General features: G+C 53.8%; 17 protein-coding genes. 5 read left to right on the top strand and 12 right to left on the bottom strand.

Annotated features, from left to right (window positions below):
- Positions 1 to 110: 110 nt before the first annotated feature.
- The 7 genes from ACOQPU_RS01170 to ACOQPU_RS01140 all read right to left on the bottom strand — a co-directional run bounded on the left by ACOQPU_RS01170 (position 111) and on the right by ACOQPU_RS01140 (position 8,847).
- Positions 111 to 536, bottom strand: coding sequence for a PIN domain-containing protein (locus tag ACOQPU_RS01170; RefSeq protein WP_420643306.1), 426 nt, complete (start codon positions 534 to 536; stop codon positions 111 to 113).
- The gene (locus tag ACOQPU_RS01165; protein WP_420643305.1) at positions 526 to 774 is read right to left on the bottom strand and encodes a DUF6364 family protein; all 249 of its coding nucleotides are present in this window, start codon (positions 772 to 774) and stop codon (positions 526 to 528) included. Before ACOQPU_RS01165 ends, ACOQPU_RS01170 begins: the two co-directional genes overlap by 11 nt.
- Positions 775 to 858: 84 nt before the next feature.
- On the bottom strand, positions 859 to 1,497 hold the full coding sequence (locus ACOQPU_RS01160) for a class I SAM-dependent methyltransferase (protein WP_420643304.1): 639 nt from the start codon (positions 1,495 to 1,497) through the stop codon (positions 859 to 861).
- A gap of 73 nt (positions 1,498 to 1,570) precedes the next feature.
- Positions 1,571 to 4,066 (bottom strand): S41 family peptidase, encoded by a 2,496-nt coding sequence (locus tag ACOQPU_RS01155; protein ID WP_420643303.1) that lies wholly within the window; start codon positions 4,064 to 4,066, stop codon positions 1,571 to 1,573.
- An 89-nt stretch (positions 4,067 to 4,155) separates the two neighbouring features.
- Complete coding sequence (locus ACOQPU_RS01150) at positions 4,156 to 6,252, bottom strand: hypothetical protein (RefSeq protein ID WP_420643302.1); 2,097 nt, start codon at positions 6,250 to 6,252, stop codon at positions 4,156 to 4,158.
- Between the two features lie 121 nt (positions 6,253 to 6,373).
- Positions 6,374 to 7,765, bottom strand: a complete 1,392-nt coding sequence (locus ACOQPU_RS01145) for a cytochrome P450 (protein WP_420643301.1) — start codon at positions 7,763 to 7,765, stop codon at positions 6,374 to 6,376.
- A gap of 128 nt (positions 7,766 to 7,893) precedes the next feature.
- A complete protein-coding gene (locus tag ACOQPU_RS01140; RefSeq protein ID WP_420645882.1) occupies positions 7,894 to 8,847 on the bottom strand; it encodes a hypothetical protein in 954 nt (317 codons plus the stop codon).
- A 210-nt stretch (positions 8,848 to 9,057) separates the two neighbouring features.
- Between ACOQPU_RS01140 and ACOQPU_RS01135 the strand changes: the two genes are divergently transcribed.
- Together ACOQPU_RS01135 and ACOQPU_RS01130 are read left to right on the top strand one after the other, a co-directional pair.
- The gene (locus ACOQPU_RS01135; protein ID WP_420643300.1) at positions 9,058 to 9,492 is read left to right on the top strand and encodes a CopG family transcriptional regulator; all 435 of its coding nucleotides are present in this window, start codon (positions 9,058 to 9,060) and stop codon (positions 9,490 to 9,492) included.
- Positions 9,493 to 9,521: 29 nt separating this feature from the next.
- Positions 9,522 to 10,559 carry a GNAT family N-acetyltransferase gene (locus ACOQPU_RS01130; protein ID WP_420643299.1) on the top strand — a complete coding sequence of 346 codons (1,038 nt, stop codon included), beginning with the start codon at positions 9,522 to 9,524 and terminating at the stop codon, positions 10,557 to 10,559.
- A 133-nt stretch (positions 10,560 to 10,692) separates the two neighbouring features.
- Here the strand turns inward: ACOQPU_RS01130 and ACOQPU_RS01125 are convergent, their stop codons facing one another.
- The 5 genes from ACOQPU_RS01125 to ACOQPU_RS01105 form a co-directional block, all read right to left on the bottom strand.
- Positions 10,693 to 12,210: an aldehyde dehydrogenase family protein gene (locus tag ACOQPU_RS01125; protein WP_420643298.1), complete on the bottom strand. Its 1,518-nt coding sequence runs from the start codon at positions 12,208 to 12,210 to the stop codon at positions 10,693 to 10,695.
- A 12-nt stretch (positions 12,211 to 12,222) separates the two neighbouring features.
- Positions 12,223 to 14,670, bottom strand: a complete 2,448-nt coding sequence (locus tag ACOQPU_RS01120) for a hypothetical protein (protein ID WP_420643297.1) — start codon at positions 14,668 to 14,670, stop codon at positions 12,223 to 12,225.
- Positions 14,671 to 14,950: 280 nt separating this feature from the next.
- On the bottom strand, positions 14,951 to 15,742 hold the full coding sequence (locus tag ACOQPU_RS01115) for a hypothetical protein (protein WP_420643296.1): 792 nt from the start codon (positions 15,740 to 15,742) through the stop codon (positions 14,951 to 14,953).
- On the bottom strand, positions 15,742 to 18,009 hold the full coding sequence (locus ACOQPU_RS01110) for an ATP-binding protein (protein WP_420643295.1): 2,268 nt from the start codon (positions 18,007 to 18,009) through the stop codon (positions 15,742 to 15,744). Before ACOQPU_RS01110 ends, ACOQPU_RS01115 begins: the two co-directional genes overlap by 1 nt.
- Positions 18,010 to 18,089: 80 nt before the next feature.
- On the bottom strand, positions 18,090 to 18,353 hold the full coding sequence (locus tag ACOQPU_RS01105; protein WP_420643294.1) for a hypothetical protein: 264 nt from the start codon (positions 18,351 to 18,353) through the stop codon (positions 18,090 to 18,092).
- Here ACOQPU_RS01105 and ACOQPU_RS01100 point away from each other — a divergent pair.
- The 3 genes from ACOQPU_RS01100 to ACOQPU_RS01090 all read left to right on the top strand — a co-directional run bounded on the left by ACOQPU_RS01100 (position 18,352) and on the right by ACOQPU_RS01090 (position 20,752).
- Entirely contained in the window at positions 18,352 to 19,341 is a 990-nt protein-coding gene (locus ACOQPU_RS01100; protein WP_420643293.1) for a potassium channel family protein, read from the top strand. The genes ACOQPU_RS01105 and ACOQPU_RS01100 overlap by 2 nt on opposite strands.
- Before the next feature lie 126 nt (positions 19,342 to 19,467).
- Positions 19,468 to 19,845: a hypothetical protein gene (locus ACOQPU_RS01095; RefSeq protein ID WP_420643292.1), complete on the top strand. Its 378-nt coding sequence runs from the start codon at positions 19,468 to 19,470 to the stop codon at positions 19,843 to 19,845.
- A 121-nt stretch (positions 19,846 to 19,966) separates the two neighbouring features.
- A complete protein-coding gene (locus ACOQPU_RS01090; RefSeq protein ID WP_420643291.1) occupies positions 19,967 to 20,752 on the top strand; it encodes an enoyl-CoA hydratase-related protein in 786 nt (261 codons plus the stop codon).
- Positions 20,753 to 20,787 lie beyond the last annotated feature (35 nt).

Below are 20,787 nucleotides of genomic sequence, written 5' to 3'. Positions count from 1 at the left end.
ATAGCGGAGGTGCGATCCACTTATTCTGGAACCAATTTTTGACAAAAGCAAGTACGCTGCAACTTGGCTGACTAGGGCGAAAGTGATGGACAATGGCCGTGTCCCAAGCATCATAAATCAAGCAAAGTTAAAAAGGCGGCAGGTTGGATAACGGGGAGGATGCCGACCTTAAAATCGCGGGGGTTGCGGGTGATAAGGTAATCAGCTTTGGCATTCACCGCCGCCGCCATTTGCACCGCGTCTTCAAAATCTGGCCAGCCCCAGGCCAGGGCTTGGCGTATGACTTGATCATCTACGGCCGCCACGGAAAACGCTTCTAGCAAACCGGTTATGGCGGTAACGGCCGTTTCCCGATTCCTAACTCGATTTATAACGTAAAACAACGTGGTGAAACTGTGCGCTGCTAGCCAACCCGCTGCCTGCCCCCGCACAACGGTATCCACCACCCGCGCCGATTCTTCGTAAAATGGTTGACGCTGCTGGATTACGTCCACAATCACGTTCAAGTCCACTAGAATTGTGGGTTTATTGGCCATACTTCTCTATCAAATGATCCCCGTGAAGCTGCTCCACGTCTACAGATTCCGGCAATATGCCCGTTAGCTGGCGGACAAGTGGGGTATGGTCAGCCGCATCATCATTTTTTAAGTGCAAAAAGTAAGTTTCCACTAACTCAGAAACCGAAAGATTGTGTTTGGCGGCATACTTTTTGGCTTGCTCAATTAGCTGCTTGTTCAAGCGAAGCGTCAATTTCTTTTTTTCTTGAATAGCCATAGCAAACTCCTTTGCCGTACAGTTTAGCATGGATATGTACGTCAGGACAAGGTGTTCAAAATGAGAAATCGCGTCGAACGTTAATCACTTCTCAGCCAAAATCAGCTCACTCGGCACGCCAAGCTGCACAATGACTTCCCGGTGAATGATAGAAAATCTGGCTTGCTGCACCAGCGGTTGTAGCTGCAACGGCCGACAGCCGCCGAGGAGAAGTGGGTGGAGACGATAGGCTGCTTTCCAGAGCCCAACGAGCGTTCGGCTAGGGGCATTGACGCCTTCGGTGAGGGAAACGAGGATGAGCTTGCCGCCGGGTTGGAGGACGCGGTGAAATTCGGTGAGAGTTTGGGGGAGTACGGCCGTTTCCAACAAATCCAAAACATATGTACAAAACACCCGGTCAAAGCTGCTGCTCGCAAACGGTAGCTGCCATGCCATTGCCTGGGCAAGCTGCGTCTCCGGCACTCGCCGCTGCGTTACTTTCAACATTTCCCCGGACAAATCAATGCCAAACGCTTGCCCGCCGGGCGGCAGCGCCGCCTGAATGGTGCGCTGCTCTTTGCCCGTACCCACCCCCACGTTCAGCAGCCGCTGCGCCGAGCCAACATCCAGCAACTCCAATGCTCGATCCTTGGCCCGACGCTCAAAACGGCCGCCTACATCATGCTTCACCCCCAGCCAGTCGTAGAAGCTACGGGCAGTTTCTGGCGTTATGCTGTCGGTCATTTGGCTAATCCGTTACCGGTAATCGGTATTCATAGCTTGTACCGATTACCGCTAACTGTTTACCGAAAACTGGCTAACTTTGGTCTTCAATCGTCAACGTATACTCGCCGCCACTGCCCTCTTCTGTGGAAACTTCCAGAATAATGGTGATGTCGATGCCGAAATCCACGTTTTCAAAGCCGGTTAGGGTATCGGGATCGGTAGCGGCCAGGAGTTCGCCGTCCTCGTCGTAAACGGTCAGGATAAACGGCCGGTCACTGCCGCTTTCCAAAATGAGACCAACAACCTCTCCCGCATTGAGGGTGACGGTATAGCGCGTGCTGCTGTTGGGGTCGAGAACGGCCGTAACCGAATCCCCCACCGCCAAGGTTTCACCCTCAGACACGTCCGGTGCCTCGCCATTGATGAAGGCAAAAGCCGCTTCCAGCACCGGATCGCCGTCGCTGAACAATGTTTCCTCGGTCAGCGGCACGCGAATGTCTGGCACCACGCCGATTCCCTCGATGTGGATGTTGCCATCAGGATCAACGGCCCGCCCCTGCGTAAAGCGGAACGTCTCGTCGGCAGGCATCGCCACGTCATCCACGCTGCCACCCAAACCGGCCGTCGGGTACGTGCCGACAATGGTGGCCCGATCGTCCAGGGTCATGTTGTAGCTAAAAAATTCGCAAGCGGACGCACAGTCAGGCCCGACGATCACCACCACGTTGCCGTTGTAGCGAAACTCTTCTGACGGCAGGATGAACGTGTCTTCATAATCTGGGTTAAAGTAAAATTCATCCCGATCTTCATCATAAAATCCGGAATTCCCAGTCACGAGCGGCTCGTTGAAAAAGTAAGCGGCCATCTGATCCGCCAAAAAGCCGCGGCCGCCACCATTGCGCCGCATGTCGATGACGAGGTTGGAGACGTTATTTTCGTTCATCTCCTGAATCATCCGCTCCCAAAGCTGCACGGTGAGCAAATCGTTGTCGAAGAAGCTGAAAATCTGCACGTAACCAACCCCTTCTTCTTCTAGAAATTCGTATTCCAGCGGCAGTTCAAAGCCGTCGCGGGTTTCGTCTTCCAGCCAGAAATTGAAGCTTTCTACCTCACCCACTGCCTCCAGCGTGACCGTCTCAGGTAAACTGCCAGGGTTTTGGAAGGTCACTTCTACCTCTGTACCGACGGGGAAGCGCGTGGCAAACAGAAGCTGGTCTAGTCGCCGGTTGTGCGGGGTGCTGTATGGGGCAAAGTAGCTCACCGTGTTGCTAATGTAGTCGCCGATGGGCTGGCCGTTCATTTCCAAAATTTCGGAGCGGATTTCCATACCAGCCTCAGCCGCCGGGCCGTCTTCTAGCAAGAAGTTAACAAGCACACGGCCGTCATCCAGTTCCCGGATCGCAATGCCAATGCCGCCAATCGCCGCAGCCCGGAAATCATCCCCCAGGAACGGGCCAGAAATATGCCCATCGGGGATTTGCCAGGAAAAGTCGCGTAACGCCCGCAAATATGCCAGTTCGTCGTTGTTGGTGTCGGCATCTTCAAACCGGGGGCGATATTCATCGCGCAACGCTTCCCAATCGATCCCTTTGTATTCGGTGAACGCATATTCGTTGCTGAGTTGGTCTACCAGCGCATCAAACGCCTCCGTATAGCTCAGGTCAGAGTAATCCACCAGCGCGGCTCCTTCCGGCTCGATGAGGTCAATCACCGGATTGCGGGAGCGGTCGAAGGTGAATGGCTCGGTATCCAAATTGACGATTGTGTACCCTTGCGGCAGCGTCACGATGGGATCGTCTTCGGTGAAGAGCAGCATGTCGTCGCCAAAGCCGCTGGGGAAGCCCTGCTGGTCGTCCTGAGCATACACCAGGAAGTAGCCACCCACAATTTCCCGCTCAAATTCCGGGTCGTCGCTGATGATGGTGGAAGCATAAGCTGTGGACCAGCCGCCGCCGCCCAAATCTCGCTCTTCCAGGAAGGGGTCGCCAAAGACATTGTTCCAGTAGGCCACTGCAAATACCTGCACCCCAATGTCTTCCTCGCCATCGTTGTCCACATCGCGGAAGCCACCCTTTGGCTCAATGGGCAGGGCAATGGAGTAGTTAAATGGTGAGGTGTAGAAGTCTGAGGTGATTTGGCCCAAGGATTGGGATTCAACGGGGAACAGATAATCTTCGTCTCGATCCACAAAGCCCGCCTGATCCTCTAAGATGACAACCGGGGCAGCCACGCCCACGTTGAAGAAGGGATTCGTGTATTCCACCTCGCCGGTGATGCCCACTGGGCCACCTTCATCATTAACGATTGCCGCTGGTGGGCCAGGTAAATCGGCCAGGTCAACTGGACGGTCCTCAACTTCATCGGTGGCTGGTGTGGGCGTGGGGGTTGCTTCGATGGGTGCGTTTGGCTCCGGCGTGGCCGTAACGACGATTGTGACTTCAACTTCAACAACTTCGGCCGTTGGCGCGGCAGCACCATCGTCGTCATCGTCAACCGGGCGTGGTGTGGGGGTGGGGTCTCCGCCGCAGGCCGCCAGCAGCAGTCCCAGGCTGAGAAGCAAGAGGAAAAGGTAGCGTAACTGTTTCATAATTTCTCCATCAAGGTGGAGTAAGCATCCTCAGATGCGTCTTGAATGATCCGTTCGCATTTGAGAATGCTCACTCCTCGTCACAATTGTTACTGGGTAAGTTCAAGTTGGTAATGGGCTGGTTCTAGCGTCATGGGGCTGGTGGCGGCGATGATGATGATTGGTGCTCTACCGCCCGCCCGCGCTAACGAAAATTGTACCGCAGCTGTGTTGTCCTCCGCCAATTCAACCTCACTGGCAACCGGTGTGCCGTTTTCATACGTGACCAGGATGACGTGCCAGCGCTGTGGCACGTAGCCAGTTGCCCGTACAAAGCCCTCAGCTAGCCAGCCCGCCTCTTCCTCTGCTCCGTCGTAGAAACCAATTTCGGGGATGGCAATATTGTCGAAGGCAATGCCGCCGAGGGTCAGGATGGGATCGGTGACGTACTCAAAGCGAATTTGCACTACCTGCCCACCGTAGGTGGAGAGGTCAATTGTTTCCTTGACCCAGCCACCGCTATTGTCAGTGTAAAAGCGGTCGGTGAAGGCGGAATCGGATGAATCGTGGAAGAACTCAGTGCCCTGCATATTTTGGCCCACCAAGCCTTGCCACGTCTGCCCGCCGTCTATAGAAATTGAAACGTAGGCAAAGTCGTAGCTCAGTTCAATATCGTGGAAGACGGCATAGGCCAGGGTGGCGTTGCTCACGCCGCTGAGGTCAAATTCGCGGGTGAGGCGCATGTTGCTGTAGTTAGCGCGGTTGGCCAGCCACATATGCTCCCCGGAGCGGGGCAGCACCTGCATGAGTGGCACATGGTTGCTGCCGATGAAGTTCAGCGTGGCATTGCCGCTGCCGGATAGTTGGTAATAGTCGGCTGCGTACTGGCTCACGGTTGTGTTTACATTGGTGGGGAAGTTGTTGATGCCGGTGAAAGCGGCCGTATTCAAGCCATCCCGCAGTTCATAAACCGCAGGGGCATTGGGGTCGTCGTGAATAGCTAGTGCCACCAGCCAATCCAGAAAGATATCCATGCCGTCAAAGCCCAGGTTGTTGGTGGCAGCGATGGCATCAATGGCGGCAAAGCCCGGCTCTGGATGGGTGGCAAAGTCGCGGTACAGCTTTTCACCCAGCCGGTTGTAGATGTACCGGTTCATTACGTATCCCTGGCCGTAGTAAGGCAGGGTAAAGGTGTCGCCCCAGCGGTTTAGCTGCTGGTCTGGATTGCTCAGGAACGCATTCCCCCGCGAAATTGGGTCGCTGGAAAAGCCCAGCAAATCTTCGGCCAGCATGGCAGAACCTTCTACCTCCCAATCCCAATCGTTAACGTCGTAGTTGGCTTCTATCATGTGGCGAAATTCGTGGGCCAAAATGTCCAGGTAGCTACCCAGGCCAAACAGGCTGCCGTTCATGACGAACATTTCGCGCTCGTTCGAGCTGGGGTCCACGCTCTGAGGCAGAATGTCGCTGGAGCCAAAGTAACCGCCGAGGCCACATTGGTTGGCGGTGGCGACCGTGACGCTGCAAACAGAGACAGGAGAAGCATTAACGATATGAATGCGCGGATCGCCATCAACGCCGGGATTGTCTTCAGAGCCGAAGATGATGGTTACTTGTTCATAAATCTCATCGAAGGCTGCTCCGGTTTGGGCCAACGCCTGCTCACTTGGAAACGTGAGGCCTGGTGTGGTGTCGAACCAAAAGTAAGCATGGTCGCTGATGTGCAGCAGTTCAAAGTCAGGTGTTGAGAGGGTGATGGTATCGATGTTGAGGATTGAGATGGGTTCGCGATCACCAACGGCGTATTGTTTGGGATTGGTAACGGCAGTTGGCAAATCTGTCAGGCCCCGATAAGCAATTGCCAGAGCCACGTCGTCCCGCTCTGGCGGATAGTTGGCTTCCAAAGCGGCAAAAGTGGCCTGTTCAGCCTCGGTGACGGGGGCACGGCTTAACGTTTCGTAGGCAGTGGGTGGGGGCGGCCAGCTAAACGTTGTGGGGTCCGGGGGAGTGGTTGGATCGGGCACGGCCGTTTCCTCTGCTGGCGTCTCGGTTGGTGTCGAGGGTTCGGTTGGTGCATTTGTTTCGCTTGGCGTTGGCTCATCTGGCTCGTTCGGGCGAGGAGTGGCGGTTGGTTCAGCCTCTTCGGTGCAGGCCACCAAAATCAACAGTAACAGACCCAGGCCAAACCAGCGTTTCCAATTGTGCATAAAATGCTCCTTAAGATTATTTGTCTGGATTATAAAGGGGAAGTTATCAACAATGAAGAGGTTAGGACCAAGGGGTAATGATCTGTTCAGGTAGAGACGTTGCATTGCAACGTCTCTACAATTATCGTGGTGTTAGCGTCATCATTAACTGCCCTTTGGGGCACAGGGTGATGAGCGGCTCAAGCTCTACCTGCGTGTCGGGCAGCAACGTTAGCCGATAACGCTGCACAATGCTTGCCAAGAGCAAGATCGCTTCGGTCATGGCAAAGCTGTTACCGATGCAAAGGCGTGGCCCACCGCCAAAGGGGAGGTACGCATAGCGCGGCCGTTCCGCCTTGCGCTCCGGGGTGAAACGCTGCGGATCAAATCGTTCTGGCTCGTCCCAAAACTCAGGATGGCGGTGGGTTACGTAAGAACTCATGGTGATGACCGAATTTTTTGGCACGTAGTAGCCGCCAACCTCATCTTCCTCGTTGCCCCAGCGGGCCAGCGCGTAGGCGGGCGGGTAGAGGCGCATACTTTCTTCTAGCACCATGGTGGTGTAGCTGAGGTTGGGTACGTCGTCAAAGGTGGGGAGACGGCCGTTCAAAACCCCATCCACCTCCGCTTCCAATTCAGCGAGCACGTCTGGATGTTCAGAAAGCAAATAAAACGTCCAGGCCAGGGCAACGGCCGTTGTTTCATGACCCGCCAGCATAATGGTCATCACCTCGTCGTGAAGCTGCTGATCGCTCATCCCTTCGCCCGTCTCTTCATCGCGGGCGGCCATCAACATGCCCAGCAGATCTTCGGTTTCTAAGCCAGATTGGCGGCGTTCCTGGATGATGCCGTGAACAACCTGGGTGAGAACGGCCGTGTGCTTATTCACCCGCCGCGTGCTGGGCAAGAAGGGAATCTTGAGGCCAATATCGGCAAAGGGGATGCTGGTGAGCCGGGCAATCTCCTCGTTAACGGCCGAAAACGCATCGCCCACCGTGTCTGCTTCGCGGGTCAGATCAATGCTGAACAGCGTTTTGCCCACAATTTCCAGCGTTAGGTGCATCATCGCTTCGTTAATGTCCAGGGGACGGCCGTCTTTGGCCACTCCGTGCCAGCCTTCCAGCATCGTTTCGGTTGAAGCGGTCATGGTTGTGGCAAACTCGGCAATGCGCTTGCGATGGAAGGCGGGGGCCGCTAGCCGCCGCTGCCGCCGCCAAAAGTCGCCATCGCTAGTGAGCAAGCCATTGCCCACCACCGGCTTCAGCATACTCAACGAGGGATGCGGCATTTTGGTGTAGTTGCGGTTGTTGTCCTGCAAAATGTGCTTGTAATGGTCAGGATGAAAGAAGAGATAGCCGTAAAAATTGAGCGCGGCGCGAAAACGAATCGCGTCGCCATATTCACGAAACATCTCCATCATGGTATCGAGCGGTTCATCCTGAAACTGTTTGAGAACGCCCTGGGGCCATTTGCCCATCGGGCCAGGGGGATGGGGCAGGCGTGCCTGCCGGGTCGTTGCGGGTGCAGATGACATGAGCTTACTCCAAAGTGCGATCTGTCCAAACAAATTTGGACAACATCGGATAGTTGAATTAGCGAGTTGTGAAATAGTTCACAAACTAATTTTAGCAAATGTGGACAAATATTGTCAAGAATAGTTGGCTAAGGTGTGGCTTGAATGGTTGGCAAAAAGAGAGACTTGTCGAAGATGCGCACTTGGCCAGAATCTGGGTGGAGCTGGAGCGGCGTGACATCGACGGCCTCGAAGTTGCTGCCGGAGATAGATTTGATCTGGTCAAGAATGTTGTCGTCCCAGCGCTCATCTGGCGCGCCGGAGATGAACCAATCTGAGCCGTTATCAGCCAGGATGAGGCCATACGTTTTCATTGCTTGCAGGATGACCTGCACGTCGGGGTGGAAGCCGGAGATGTCAAAATTGGCTTTGAGGCGGAAGCGTTGCCCCATGGGCGGCACGTTGCTGTCGGTGATGCTGGAGGCGTAGTGGCGGGCGGGCCAAACGTAAGCACGCTGGGTTTGCACGGCCGTAAAGCGAATGGCGTGGTTGATGCTGCCTGCGGCGACCTCATCGTACCGTACCAGGCCGGGGAAAATGGGCAGCCCGGCAGCGTCGGCAGAGGTCCAGCCGTCTGGCCGCAGGGCGTAGCCGTTGAGATCGTACATCGCGCCGGAGCTGGCGTCCCAACTGGTGCCGCTATTGACGGGGAAGGCGTAGAACAGTTCGTACAGCAGGCAGTTGTCGCTGTCTAGTACCAGCACGTGTCGGTCGCCGTCGCTGCTGGGGCCGCCTTCGATGGGGGCGTCTGGCGGGATGGGGAAGGGGCCGGGGTCGCTTTCGTCGCCATAATCTGTGTAGTTGATGGGTACGTTTGGCTGGGAGCCGGGGACTTCTGCGTAGGGAATGCCAATTGGGCCGCCGTTCCACAGGCCAGAGCCAAAGTCGGGATGCAGGTTACTATTGAGACCAATGCTAGCGACGTAGGCGTCGGACAGGGAATGGATGGGCATATTGTCTATGGGAGTGTTCCAGATGTGGTCAGTGGGGAAGATGTTGCAGGCGGTGCCAGTGGGTGTTTGCGGGGATGATTCGCTACTCATGTTGGCAGAAACGGCCGTACAGGACAAAAAGAAAATTGTCGTTAGTAAAAGCCAAAGTTGAATGTTGCCTTGCTTGTGCATAGTTGCCTCCCATATTGATAGGTGCATATTTTAGCAAAGAGTGGCAAACGGCCGTAGTCGCTCAACACCATCCGCAAGGATGGTATTTGGATGGAATTAGTTGACGGTATGGATGATCCGGTATAATATATGCTCCATACCATCCATGTGGATGGCAAAAAGATGACGAGGTGCAATATGGCAGATAGCGAAAAAATTACAATTAATATGAGCGTTGTGGATTTGGGTAAAGTGGATTTGCTAGTAGATGAAGGGTTTTATTCCAACCGCACCGATTTTATTCGCACGGGTATTCGCAATTTGCTGGATAAACATGCGGATGAAGTAAAGCAGACGGTAACGCGCAAGACGATGGCGGTAGGGGTGGTGATGTACGGCCGTACCTATCTGGAAGAACGGCGTGCGGCTGGCGAAAAGGTATCGGCTTGGGTAGTTGGCAGTCTGATTATTGAAAGTGATGTGTCGGTAGAATTGGCGCTTGACACCATTGAGTCAATCAAAGTTTACGGGGTGCTAAAGGCGAGCGACAAAGTGAAAAATGCGCTTATGAGCCGCATTTTATAGGGCGGAATTTTCCCAAAGGATTCGGAACAGTGAAAGGTGGCTATAAAATTAAGGGGTTGCCCCCAGCAGAGGCATCGAAAGATGATTTTATTGCTTTGCAGCGGTTTGTAAACCAGATGCGGGCCGAGCGTTTGCCAGACGACCCGCCTCGCTCGATAGAGGCGATCAAGGCAAATTTGCTTTCGATCCCACCCTTTGTGCATTTGCGCCTGTGGCTGGTGTGGGATGAGGCGGAAACGGCCGTACTTGGCAGGGGTACGTTTGTACATCTAGACACAGAAGAAAATCAGCATTTAGGGCAAGCTGATATTGAGGTTTTACCAGCGCATCGGCAACAGGGTATTGCCCGCCAACTATTGGCACTTGTTGCGGCCGAAGCAGAGGTACACAATCGTCGGCTGCTCATTGGGGAGACAAACGGCCGTGTAGCGGCAGGAGAACAGTTTGCGCTGCGAACGGGAGCGAGTCGTGGGCTGTCAACGCACATGAATCAACTAACGCTGGCGAATTTGGATCGCACCTTGCTGCAACGGTGGCAGCAAAATGCGCCTCAGGTGCAGTTTTCCTTAGGCTGCTGGCAGGGGGCGTATCCTGACAACCGCTTGGCCGAAATTGTGGCTTTGCGGGAGGTGATGAATGAGCAGCCTCTTGAAGATTTAGATGTGGAAGATTCACGTCTCACTGAAGATCATTTGCGCCAAATTGAAAAAATGTTCGCAGCACAAGGCATGGAACGCTGGACGATGTTTGTGCAGGAGCGTGCTACTAAAAAGTTGGCGGGCTACACGGAAGTGGTCTTGCGACCTGACCAAATGACAATTTGCAATCAAGGGGATACGGGTGTGTTCCATGAATATCGCGGGCTTGGTTTGGGCAAGTGGTTGAAGGCGGCGATGTTGGAGAAGGTGTTGGCGGAACGGCCGTCTGTGCAATTCATCCGCACCACCAATGCAGACTCCAATGCCGCCATGCTTAAAATCAATCGAGATTTAGGCTTTGAACCGTATCAATCTCAAACAGTTTGGCAAATCGAGACGGCGAAGGTGAACGATTATTTAGCTGGATAACAAATTAGCGCAAGTTGCAGCTTTGATTTTGTTTTAGGTTTGCAACGAATTTATGCGAATTTTCACGAAATTAGACTCAATTCGTGAAAATTCGGGCTAATTCGCTGCAAAAATGCCTAAATTGACAAATCTTCTAATCACCAAAGCTAATACCTTGTGCCAGCGGCAAATCTTTAGACCAGTTGATGGTGTTGGTTTGGCGGCGCATGTACCCTTTCCAGGCATCGGAGCCGGATTCGCGCCCGCCGCCTGTTTCTTTTTCGCCGCCAAATGCGCCACCAATCTCTGCGCCAGAGGTGCCGATATTGACGTTGGCGATGCCGCAATCGGAGCCGCCTGCGGAGAGGAAGGCTTCGGCGGTGCGGATAGAGTCGGTGAAGATGGCACTGGAGAGTCCCTGGGGCACGCCGTTGTGAATTTCCAGGGCTTCCTCAATCGTTTCGTATTCCAAAATGTACAAAATGGGGGCAAACGTTTCTTCCCGCACGATGTCGGTTTGACGGGGCATTTTGACGATGGTGGGTTCTACAAATTGCGGGCCGACGTCGGGAAGCGTGTTGCCGCCCACGACGATTTCGCCCCCTTCGCTTTGGGCTCTGGCTAGGGCGCGCTGCATGGCGGATACGGCCGTTCCCGTACTCAGCGGCCCCATCAAGGTACCTTCCACCAGTGGATCACCAATTTTTACTTGCTTGTAAGCGTTTGCCAGGCGGTTGGTTAGTTCAGCGGCGATCGATTGGTGGGCGATGATGCGGCGGGTGCTGGTGCAGCGTTGCCCCGCCGTGCCTACCGCGCCAAACAAAATGGCACGGGTTGCCAAATCTAAATCGGCATCGGCGGCGACGATGATGGCATTGTTGCCACCTAGCTCCAAAATGGTACGGCCAAAGCGACGCGCCACCGTCTCGGCCACGATGCGGCCGGTGCGAATGGAGCCAGTGAAGGAGACGAGCGGCAGGCGGCGGTCGTTGGTCATTAGCTCGCCCACGGCACGATCCCCAACGGCGAGGGTAAACACGCCGCTGACGCCATGATCGGCCATGACTTGGTTGGCGATGTGCTGAATGGCAACGGCCGTTAACGGCACAAGCTCTGACGGTTTCCAGACGACGGTATCCCCACAAACGGCCGCTAACGCTGCATTCCAGGCCCAAACGGCCGCCGGGAAGTTGAAGGCGGTAATGACCCCGATTGGCCCTAGCGGGTGCCACTGCTCGTACATGCGGTGGCCGGGCCGCTCCGAGTGCATGGTGAGGCCATAAAGCTGCCGCGAGAGGCCCACGGCAAAGTCGCAAATGTCAATCATTTCCTGCACTTCGCCAATGCCCTCGGCCCGAATTTTGCCCATCTCCAGGCTCACCAGTTCGCCCAGCGGCTCTAAATTGTCGCGCAGGGCGTTGCCCAAGTCGCGCACCAGTTGGCCGCGCTGGGGGGCTGGGGTGCTGCGCCAGGTGGTAAAGGCAGATTGGGCGGCAGCAACGGCCGTGTCATACGCCTCGTCTGACGCTGGCATGACCTGGGCAATAGGCTCTCCACTGGTAGGATTGAGAGATAGAAGAGGAGATGCGTTGGTGTGAAGCCAGCTGCCTGGCCCGGTGCAAACGCCAAGGTTGTTTGTTTGAATCTGTAATTTGTCCAAAACTGCTTTCATGGTGATTCACTCCTACTCGCTGTCAATCGCTTCCTTACTCGTTGCCGCATCATCCCCCTCTTTGGGGTTTGACGGAATTTTAACGAGCATTTGCTTTTTGCCATCTGCTACGGCAATGACCGTTTCCACGTTAATATCTTTGGAAATGAGGCCAAAATCTTGTAACGTCCAAATGGTTGTGATGCGATCACTCAGGTTGGGCCATTGATCTTTGGCCCAATGGTAGCGGCGGCGGCTAAACTGCCAGATAGGTTCTGGCTGAATTTTAGGTGAGTAGGCGCAAAATTCCTCCCAGATGACATCCGCTTCCGTCTGCGGGAACAAAATGTTTAACATCGCCTTTTGCACCACAGATGCATCTCGCCCATGCTCTTCAGATACCCAGTTGATGTGGTAGTTGTGAATAAAGGTGAAAATGCCAAAGTGGGAGTAATCTTCCACGTCTCGCAAAATTTTGTCACGCTGTTCATACGCTTGCCGGTATGTTTCTTCTAGCTCGCTGCTTGGCTCTTGAATGCGTTCATGGTGGGCGTCGTTGTGTTCAAACAGCTCAGGCTTTAGCTGATACAGGTGGCAAATCAATTCCCGGATTCTGTGTGGCCCCACGTTGAATTTGGCAAATGCTCCTTCGTGAATCATATCTTCGACTGCATCTACGATGCCGCGTTGCCGGGCTTCATCATGTGCCCGCAGCAAGCCCATCTGAGTTTGCACATCTTGCGGTTGCAATGGTGAAGGTGGTCGCACCGAAATATTGGATAATTTTTTCAGGCCACCATTGGCGTTGACGATTTGGATGATGGTGAGCAAGGCACCAAATATGACGATAACAACCAGCGCATCTGTTTTTTGCGTTATCAAAATGATCATCATAATGTAACTAGCAATCATACCGCGCAAGCCTGCAAATTTTAGCGAACGCGCTTCAGCAGAACCAGGTTCGATGCCCCGTTCGCGCATGGCACTGTCGCGGACAAAAAAGACGGTGGTGCTGGTAATGACAAAAGCACTAACAAAGCCAAAGGCGTAGTAGGACTCAACGATAACTACTTCTCGGATGATGGGAATCAAAATGGCGGCAAGTCCCCAAATCACGGCAATACCAATGCGATCATCGGCAAACATGCCTGGGAGTCGCCCTAACCGAGCGGCGTTGGCGGCAACGGCCGCACCCCCCACATAGCCACCGCCTTGTGCCAACAGCAGGATAATCGCTAGCAGGGTGCCACCTACAACCAGGAACGCCTGCCCAGATGTGCCACTGGTAGCAGAATCCAATTCACGCGAGAGGGCTAAATCGTAGGAGACTTCATCAATGAACTCACCTCGCGAAAGCTCGACACCTTCACTGTGAACGGCCGTTCCTTCCCCCAGTAGCTCCTCTTCAGCGTGTTCAACCGAGCGTAAATCATAAATTTGGCCGGCTGCATTGCGATCTTGTTCGGTGACCACAACATCTGCTTCGTCAATGCCATTGCCAAATGTTTGGGCGGCAATAATTTCGTACTCAATAAGCAAGGTGCTATACCCTTCTGTGGCCGGGATTTTCCATTGCTGGGCAGCAAAAAGCTGCACCACCCCCGTGCCAATCAAGAAGAAGGCGGCCAGCGTGAGGGACGTGTTAATCACTTTCCATTTGGGGCGGGCCGCGTGTTTGCCGCTAGCCGGAATCACTTCATAGCCAGAAAAGCCAAGCATGGCACTGGACATTGAGCGCAAAAAGAGCTGGAAGAATACCACCGAACCAATGGCGGCAATATCTTGTTGTGCTCGAACGACGTGCTCTGCAACGCCATTGATCTCCAAACGGCTGACAATGCCTTCTGTTAAAAAGGCCCATTCGGGATTGCCCATAGCGGTTGTTCCCACGATGCTGAGGGCCACAATAGTGAAGAGCGTAAAGGCACCACCACCAATGAGGAAGAGCGGTACGGCTCGTTTGGGGCCTAGCGCAACCAAAACCACCATGATGAAAAAGGCAAACAGCTCTGCCAACACAATTCGGTAAGGAGCCAACTCTGGCAGGAGCAGCATGGTGACATCGGAGGCGGAGATAGAGCTGATAATGATTGTGAGAATGGCGTCCAGGAAGAAAAGGCTGGTGCCAATCCAGGAGAGCCAGCGCATTTTGGGTGGGCCAATGGCTTCTACCAACGGGCCACTGCCGCCTGCGTTGGGGCGCAAATAAGCCCCGGCTTTATAAGCTGGCACAATGCCCAATAGCAGTAAGGCAGACAGCACGATGAATGCCAAAATTGCAATTTCATGATGACCTTCTGCGCCATGAATGGCAAGCAAGGTTTGATAAGCTGCCACACTAAAGGCGTCGGCAGCAATTTCGAAGATGAGCGCCAAAACGCCCAAGCCAGTTCCGCCCAACAACAAGCCTTCAACCATCAATTTTGGTAGCTTCCGGCGTGCTTCTTTGCTTTCTGCTGGGTCTATGTAACTTCTAAACATCTTCTTTTTTAACCTCCAGGTCAGAATGACGTGCTACTTTCATTTTTGCAATTTGGAAAGCACGTGCTGCTCACTAGGGAGCCATCTGAATTTGTACAGGTTCCCCACCATTTGGGGAGCCAATGTGATTACGTCGCCACTTGAATAAGGTTGCTCATTTGAGCATATGCCACAGTATCCATTTGGGAACCAGGCGACAAGGGATTCTACTCAGGAAATGAAATTGGTCGAATTATTTGGTGGATTTTTACACGGCCGTTCTGCCGCTACAGGTGGGGAACTACGGCGATGGTGTTGGCGTGGACGTAAAAGTGGGAATTGGGGACGCAGTGTAAATGATAGTTGGCGTGCTGGTTGGCTGCGGCGTGGGGCTAGGCAGCGGGGTCATGGTGGAGGGAACGGTTGGCGTATTCGATGGCGTGAAGGTTGGCGGAATGGGGGTGTTGGTTGGCTGCGGTGTATTGGTTGGTACTGGTGTGTGGGTGTTGGTTGGGAATGGCGTATTGGTTGGCTGGGGTGGAACAGGCGTATTGGTTGGTTGGGGTGAAACGGGTGTGTTGGTAGGCACGGCCGTATTGGTGTTCGTCGGCTGGGGCGTATTCGTAGGAGATGGTGTGTTGGTGGGCACGGCCGTATTGGTATTGATTGGTGACGGCGTGTTGGTAGGCACGGCCGTATTGGTGGCCGTTGGCTCTGGCGTCTTGGTGGGTGACGGGGTGTTGGACGGCGTAACGGTTGGCGGGAAAGGAATAATGCTAACAGGGGTTTGTGAAACGGCCGTGCCAGTTGCCCGCAACGTTTCCGAATCATCTTCAATGGCTGCCGCTACCGTTGGGTCTAGGGGGGCAAATTCAAAATCAAATTGATCACTGTAATCGGCCGTGGACTGTGCCAACATGCTGGCATTGAGCGAATCAATCTCCCCAACATTAAGCCCCAACCACATCGCCGAGAAAATACAGGCAAAGTTGATAATCAATGCCAGCAGCAGCCAGGCATACATATTGCGCCGATTGGTATGTGTATTAGGCTTTGGCGTCGCTTTGGGCGGAATCATGGGGGAAACGCGCATCAGGCAGGCTCCATCAGCGGCAGCTCAATGGAAAAGGTGCTGCCAACCCCCAATTCACTATTCACACGGACGCAGCCGCCGTGCATCTCGATGACGGTGCGGGTGATGTAAAGACCCAGCCCCACGCCGCGTGCCGCAAAATTGACGTTGTTGTTGGCGCGGAAAAAGCGATTGAACAAATGCGGCTGATCAGCGGTGGCAATGCCAATGCCATTATCCAGAACGTCCAGCCGGACACTGCCATTCTCTTCATAGACACACAGTTCCACGTGGCCGCCTTCTGGCGTGTAGGTAAGCGCATTGCTCAATAAATTTTCAATGGCGCGTCCCAAATGCTCCGCATCCGCCTGTACCCACAAATCCCGCTCTGGCACGCTGCTTTCCAGACCAATGTCTTTCTGCTCAAATCGCTCTTGCCATCGCGTGACTGCACTGTCTACAAGGCTTTGGACATTCACCTGGGACATTTTCATAGAGATCGTGCCCGCTTCCAACTCAGAAATGCGGATGAGCTGATCAATGTGATGCTCCAGTTCCTCGCTCCCTTTGTTAATGTAATAAATGAACTGTTTCTGATGCTCATCAGCATGACCGTTGAGCTTGGTTTGCATCAGATTTGTGTATGCCTTGATGACGGTCAGTGGGGTGCGCAGTTCATGGGAAATACTGGTGATGAAAGCAGATTTTAGGTTGTCGGCTTCCACCTCGCGGGTGATGTCGCGCATAACAATCACGCTGCCAATGGGCTGGTCATTTTTGTCTTGAACGGGAGCTGCCAAGGCACTGAGTACCCGGTTGCCCAACTGATACCGCCGTGGGTGTTGGCCACTGTCCTGAATTGCCAGCAAATCCGTCACGTTTGCAAACTCATGCTTGCCACTGGTGTGCCCATTGGCCGCAGCGTTTAGCTCGCGGACTGGCCCAGAGAAAAAATCCTGGGCCAAATCTGCCAGCAGCTTTTCGGCCGCAGGGTTGACGCTGAGAATGTTGTCTTCGGTGTCTAGCACAATAATGCCGTCCACGATACTGTCCAGGATCGCTTTTAGCTGGCTGCGTTGAGCATCGAGGGTTTGGTTTTGCTCGGCCAAAGCGGCCGTCATGCGGTCGAAGGTGCGGGAGAGTAGCCCGATTTCATCATTGGCCCGAATTTCAGAGCGGCGTTTGAGATCACCATCCGCCACGGCAACGGCCGTATCAACCAGATGATGAATCGGGTTTGTAATGCGCCGCGCAATGAGAAAACCGCCAATGAAAACCGCTACTATCGCCAATGTGAAGATTGCGGTGAACTGCTGCCGGCTCACGGCCACAGTGCTTACAATAAAGTTGCTGGGCAGAGCCACGCTGTACATGCCAAAAGATTGGCCGCGCAACTGCCAATCACCATACGCCAAAACATACCGCTGGTCTAGCACCGATAGGCGACGCAGCGGCACCTCGCGGCTGGCCGTGCTGGCCACCAGCGCGTACTGCTCTGGCGACTCGCCCAGTTCGGTAATGACATCTTCAAAAATTTCTGGATTGTTCTGGTATAGAGCCGTAATCCCCACTTCACCCCCACCCAATGAGGTGTCCAGCACTTCGCCTTCCACATCGTAAAGCGTGACGCGGGCCACGGCGTTGAGGGTGAGTTCCAGCATCATACGGCGGCTGTACGTGCCAATCATCGCCACGCCCACCTGATTCCCCTCATAAAATACGGGCGAAACGGTAAACAGCATTAATCCATCGTCGGTTTCCGTGATGAAAACATGCCGATTGCCCAAAGCATCTTCTTCATTGTGCAACGCTTTTTGTACCACTTCGACATCCGAAAAATCAGTGCCGCTGCTGGTAATGCCGTCAATATCATCGGTGGCGTTGGTACGCCGCCAACTGTACATTTCTACGCCGTTCATATCTAGCAGCATGACGGCATCGGTGTTGCTGTTGATGACAATTTGGGGGGCAAGATCGCCAAGCGTGGCAGGCTCATTGTCTGCCATTGCAGCAGGAATGCCGGTGGTACCAATGACGGTACGCAGCGTTTGCAGCCGTTGTTCTTCGTGGCGAACCATACCTTCGGCTACAATTTGTCCCGCATCCAGCAGTTGGTTGGTGATTCTTTCTTCTAGCGAGCTGGCAACGAGGTTTGTAACAACGAAGGCACCCACGCTGGCGACCACAAGCGTGAGCAAGAAATACGGCAATATAATCTTCGGACCAATGCCAAGCGCGACTTTGGTTCGGGCGGCGGCGAGCCGTGTGCGTAGATTTTGATACTTCATCTACGGTATGTTAATAGATTACCCACTGGTCACGGGTTAATGCGACGTGAAAAACAGGACTATTAGGGGATAAAGATGAGTTACATAGAATGGCTTAGAAAACAGGCGGGGCGGCGTTCAATTACACCCATGCCAATGGCGACTAGGTTCAGGATGTGGGGGCCGTCTTTCGGGCGCGGATTGTGGGCGGAGCGGAAAAGTGGGCCTAAGCAGAAGTGGCCGCGCTGCGCTGGGCAACGCCGGAACAGATTTTGACGGAGGTTTGGACTGGCAGACGGCCGTTCGTCACGACTATCCTGCAACATCTGGACGCTGGCACTTTTGTTTGTTAATCTCAGCACCATGAACCGACGTGTCCTTGCCCTCATTGTTATTCCCTTCATTCTGTTTGCCATTGGCACCCTGGGATATATGCTCATCGAGGGGTGGAACGTTTTGGATGCGTTTTACATGACGGCCATCACCCTCACAACGGTTGGTTTTGGCGAGGTTCGCACGCTGACGACCGGGGGACGCGTGTTTACTGTGGGGTTACTGGTAGCTGGCGTAGCCTTTATTGCTTACGGATTAGAATATTTACTGACGGCCAATCTTGGCGACACCTGGAGAAAAAGACGCATGACCCAAACCATCGACAGAATGGAGAACCACGTCATTGTGTGTGGTTACGGCCGTGTGGGGCAGAGTGCCATTGCCTCCCTCATCAATAGCAAGCGCCAGGTGGTAATTGTGGAAAGAGATGCAGAGAAAACGGCCGTACTCGAAGAAGCCGGATTGATTTACTTAGAAGGCGACGCTACGAGAGACGAAGTGTTGCTGCAAGCAGGCATTAACCGTGCTTGGGGCATGTTGGTTTGCACGGGCGATGATTCGCGCAATTTGTTCATTGTGCTTTCGGCCAGGGCGCTCAATAATAATTTGTACATCGTAACCCGCTCGGTAAATGCTGATAATGAACGCAAAATGCGCCGCGCCGGAGCCAATCGCGTTGTATCCCCTTACCAAATTGGCGGGCAGCATATGGCCAACATTATCATACGGCCGCACGTGACCGACTTCTTTGACGTGGTGACATTAGACGGTGGCATTGAGCTATGGGTAGAGGAGCTGGTCATTGGCGAAAACTCGCCGCTGATTGGCCAAACGGTGAGTGATGCCAATATTCGCCAGGAAACTGGCGTTTCCATCATTGCCATGTGGCGTGAAGGCCGCTCGACCATTCCCGATGCCCATACAATTTTGCAAGCGCAAGATGAGCTAATTGTCATTGGCACCCGTGAACAGCTCAGCAGGTTAGAAATTTTAACCGGGGTGGAAATTGGGCATTTGTGAAAATGAAGCAACTTTGCCCTAAATCAAAGGAAATATTAACAAAAAGCGGTTGCCAAGCAGTTTGTGAATCTGTACTATTGGGTCAACCTGTAGCCTTGGGCTGCAAATCTATGCTTTGGAAACGTTATGTCAACAATTGAACCTGAATTAATCACAATCATTGAAGGCCCCACGCCGGAATTTCGCCCCACGCCAGTCGATTGGGTACAGTCTGTATTGGAAGGGCCAGAAGACCGCATGGTGGCAATGTGCCAACTGCGCACCGGCAACGGCGAAGACATCATGGATCGGTGCCGCAGTGCCTGGAAAGACGGCCGTCCTGTTCGGCTCGATTTCCCAGATGAGATGCGAATGCGGCAGCAGCTAGATGTCGTCTCGATTCGCCTGGATCAGCGAGATGAAGGAGAAGCACTCATGCTGTGGGTAGCGGTTCCTTTAACCCATATTGAAGAAATTGAAGAGTACGACGACAGCGACGAAGATGACGATCCATTTTTCCCCTAGTTGATTATTACCTTCTACAAAACATGAACTAAAACGCGGTCTGGAATCACCAGGCTGCGTTTTTATTTTTGCCAGCGCAGTGGTAGCATAGCGGCAAATTGAGCATGTTGAGGAGGATGTAATGGGTTTTGAAACAATTTTGTTTGCTGTAAAAGATGGCGTAGCCACCATTACGCTAAACCGACCCCAAAAGCTAAATGCGTTTAATGATCAGATGATTGCCGAGACAACGGCCGCTTTTAAGCAAGCTGGCCGCGACAAAGAGATTCGCTGTGTGGTGCTAACCGGAAACGGCCGTGCCTTCTCTAGCGGGCAAGATTTGAGCGATATGGCTGACAGAGGCGATGCGTTTTCCATTGGCGAGCATTTGCGCCATGGTTATCATAAGCTCATTAAGCAAATGGTGCGGCTAGAGAAACCAATTATCGGGGCAATTAATGGCATCGCTGCTGGTGCGGGCGTTGGCATAGTCCTGGCCACCGATATACGCATTGCTGCCGACAGTGCCAGCTTCATGCTGGCCTTTAGCAAGGTGGGGTTGGTGCCAGACAGCGGCACCAACTGGCTGCTGCCCCGGCTCATCGGGCAGGCGCGTGCCTACGAGATGGCCGTCACCGCCGACAAAATTCCGGCAGACAAAGCACTCGATTGGGGCATGGTGAACCGCGTGGTGCCTGCCGCCCAATTGATGGAAACGGTGGCCGCCTGGGCTGGACCCTTGGCAACTGGCCCCACCTTGGCCTACGGACTAGCCAAGCGGGCCATGAACAAAGCGTGGGAAACTGACCTGTTTGAGGCACTGGAGTACGAAGCCTATCTACAAGAAATTGCCGGACGCAGCCACGACAACCAAGAAGGCGTGATGGCGTTTTTGGAAAAGCGGCCAGCGCAATTTAGAGGGGAATAAACGGTAGACAGTTATTGGTTGTTGTTACTGCTTAC

It is taken from the genome of Candidatus Leptofilum sp. (assembly GCF_965223285.1).
GTDB lineage: Bacteria > Chloroflexota > Anaerolineae > Promineifilales > Promineifilaceae > Leptofilum.
Note: the sequence above shows the minus strand (reverse complement) of the source record. Positions and strands in the feature narration are given on the sequence as shown.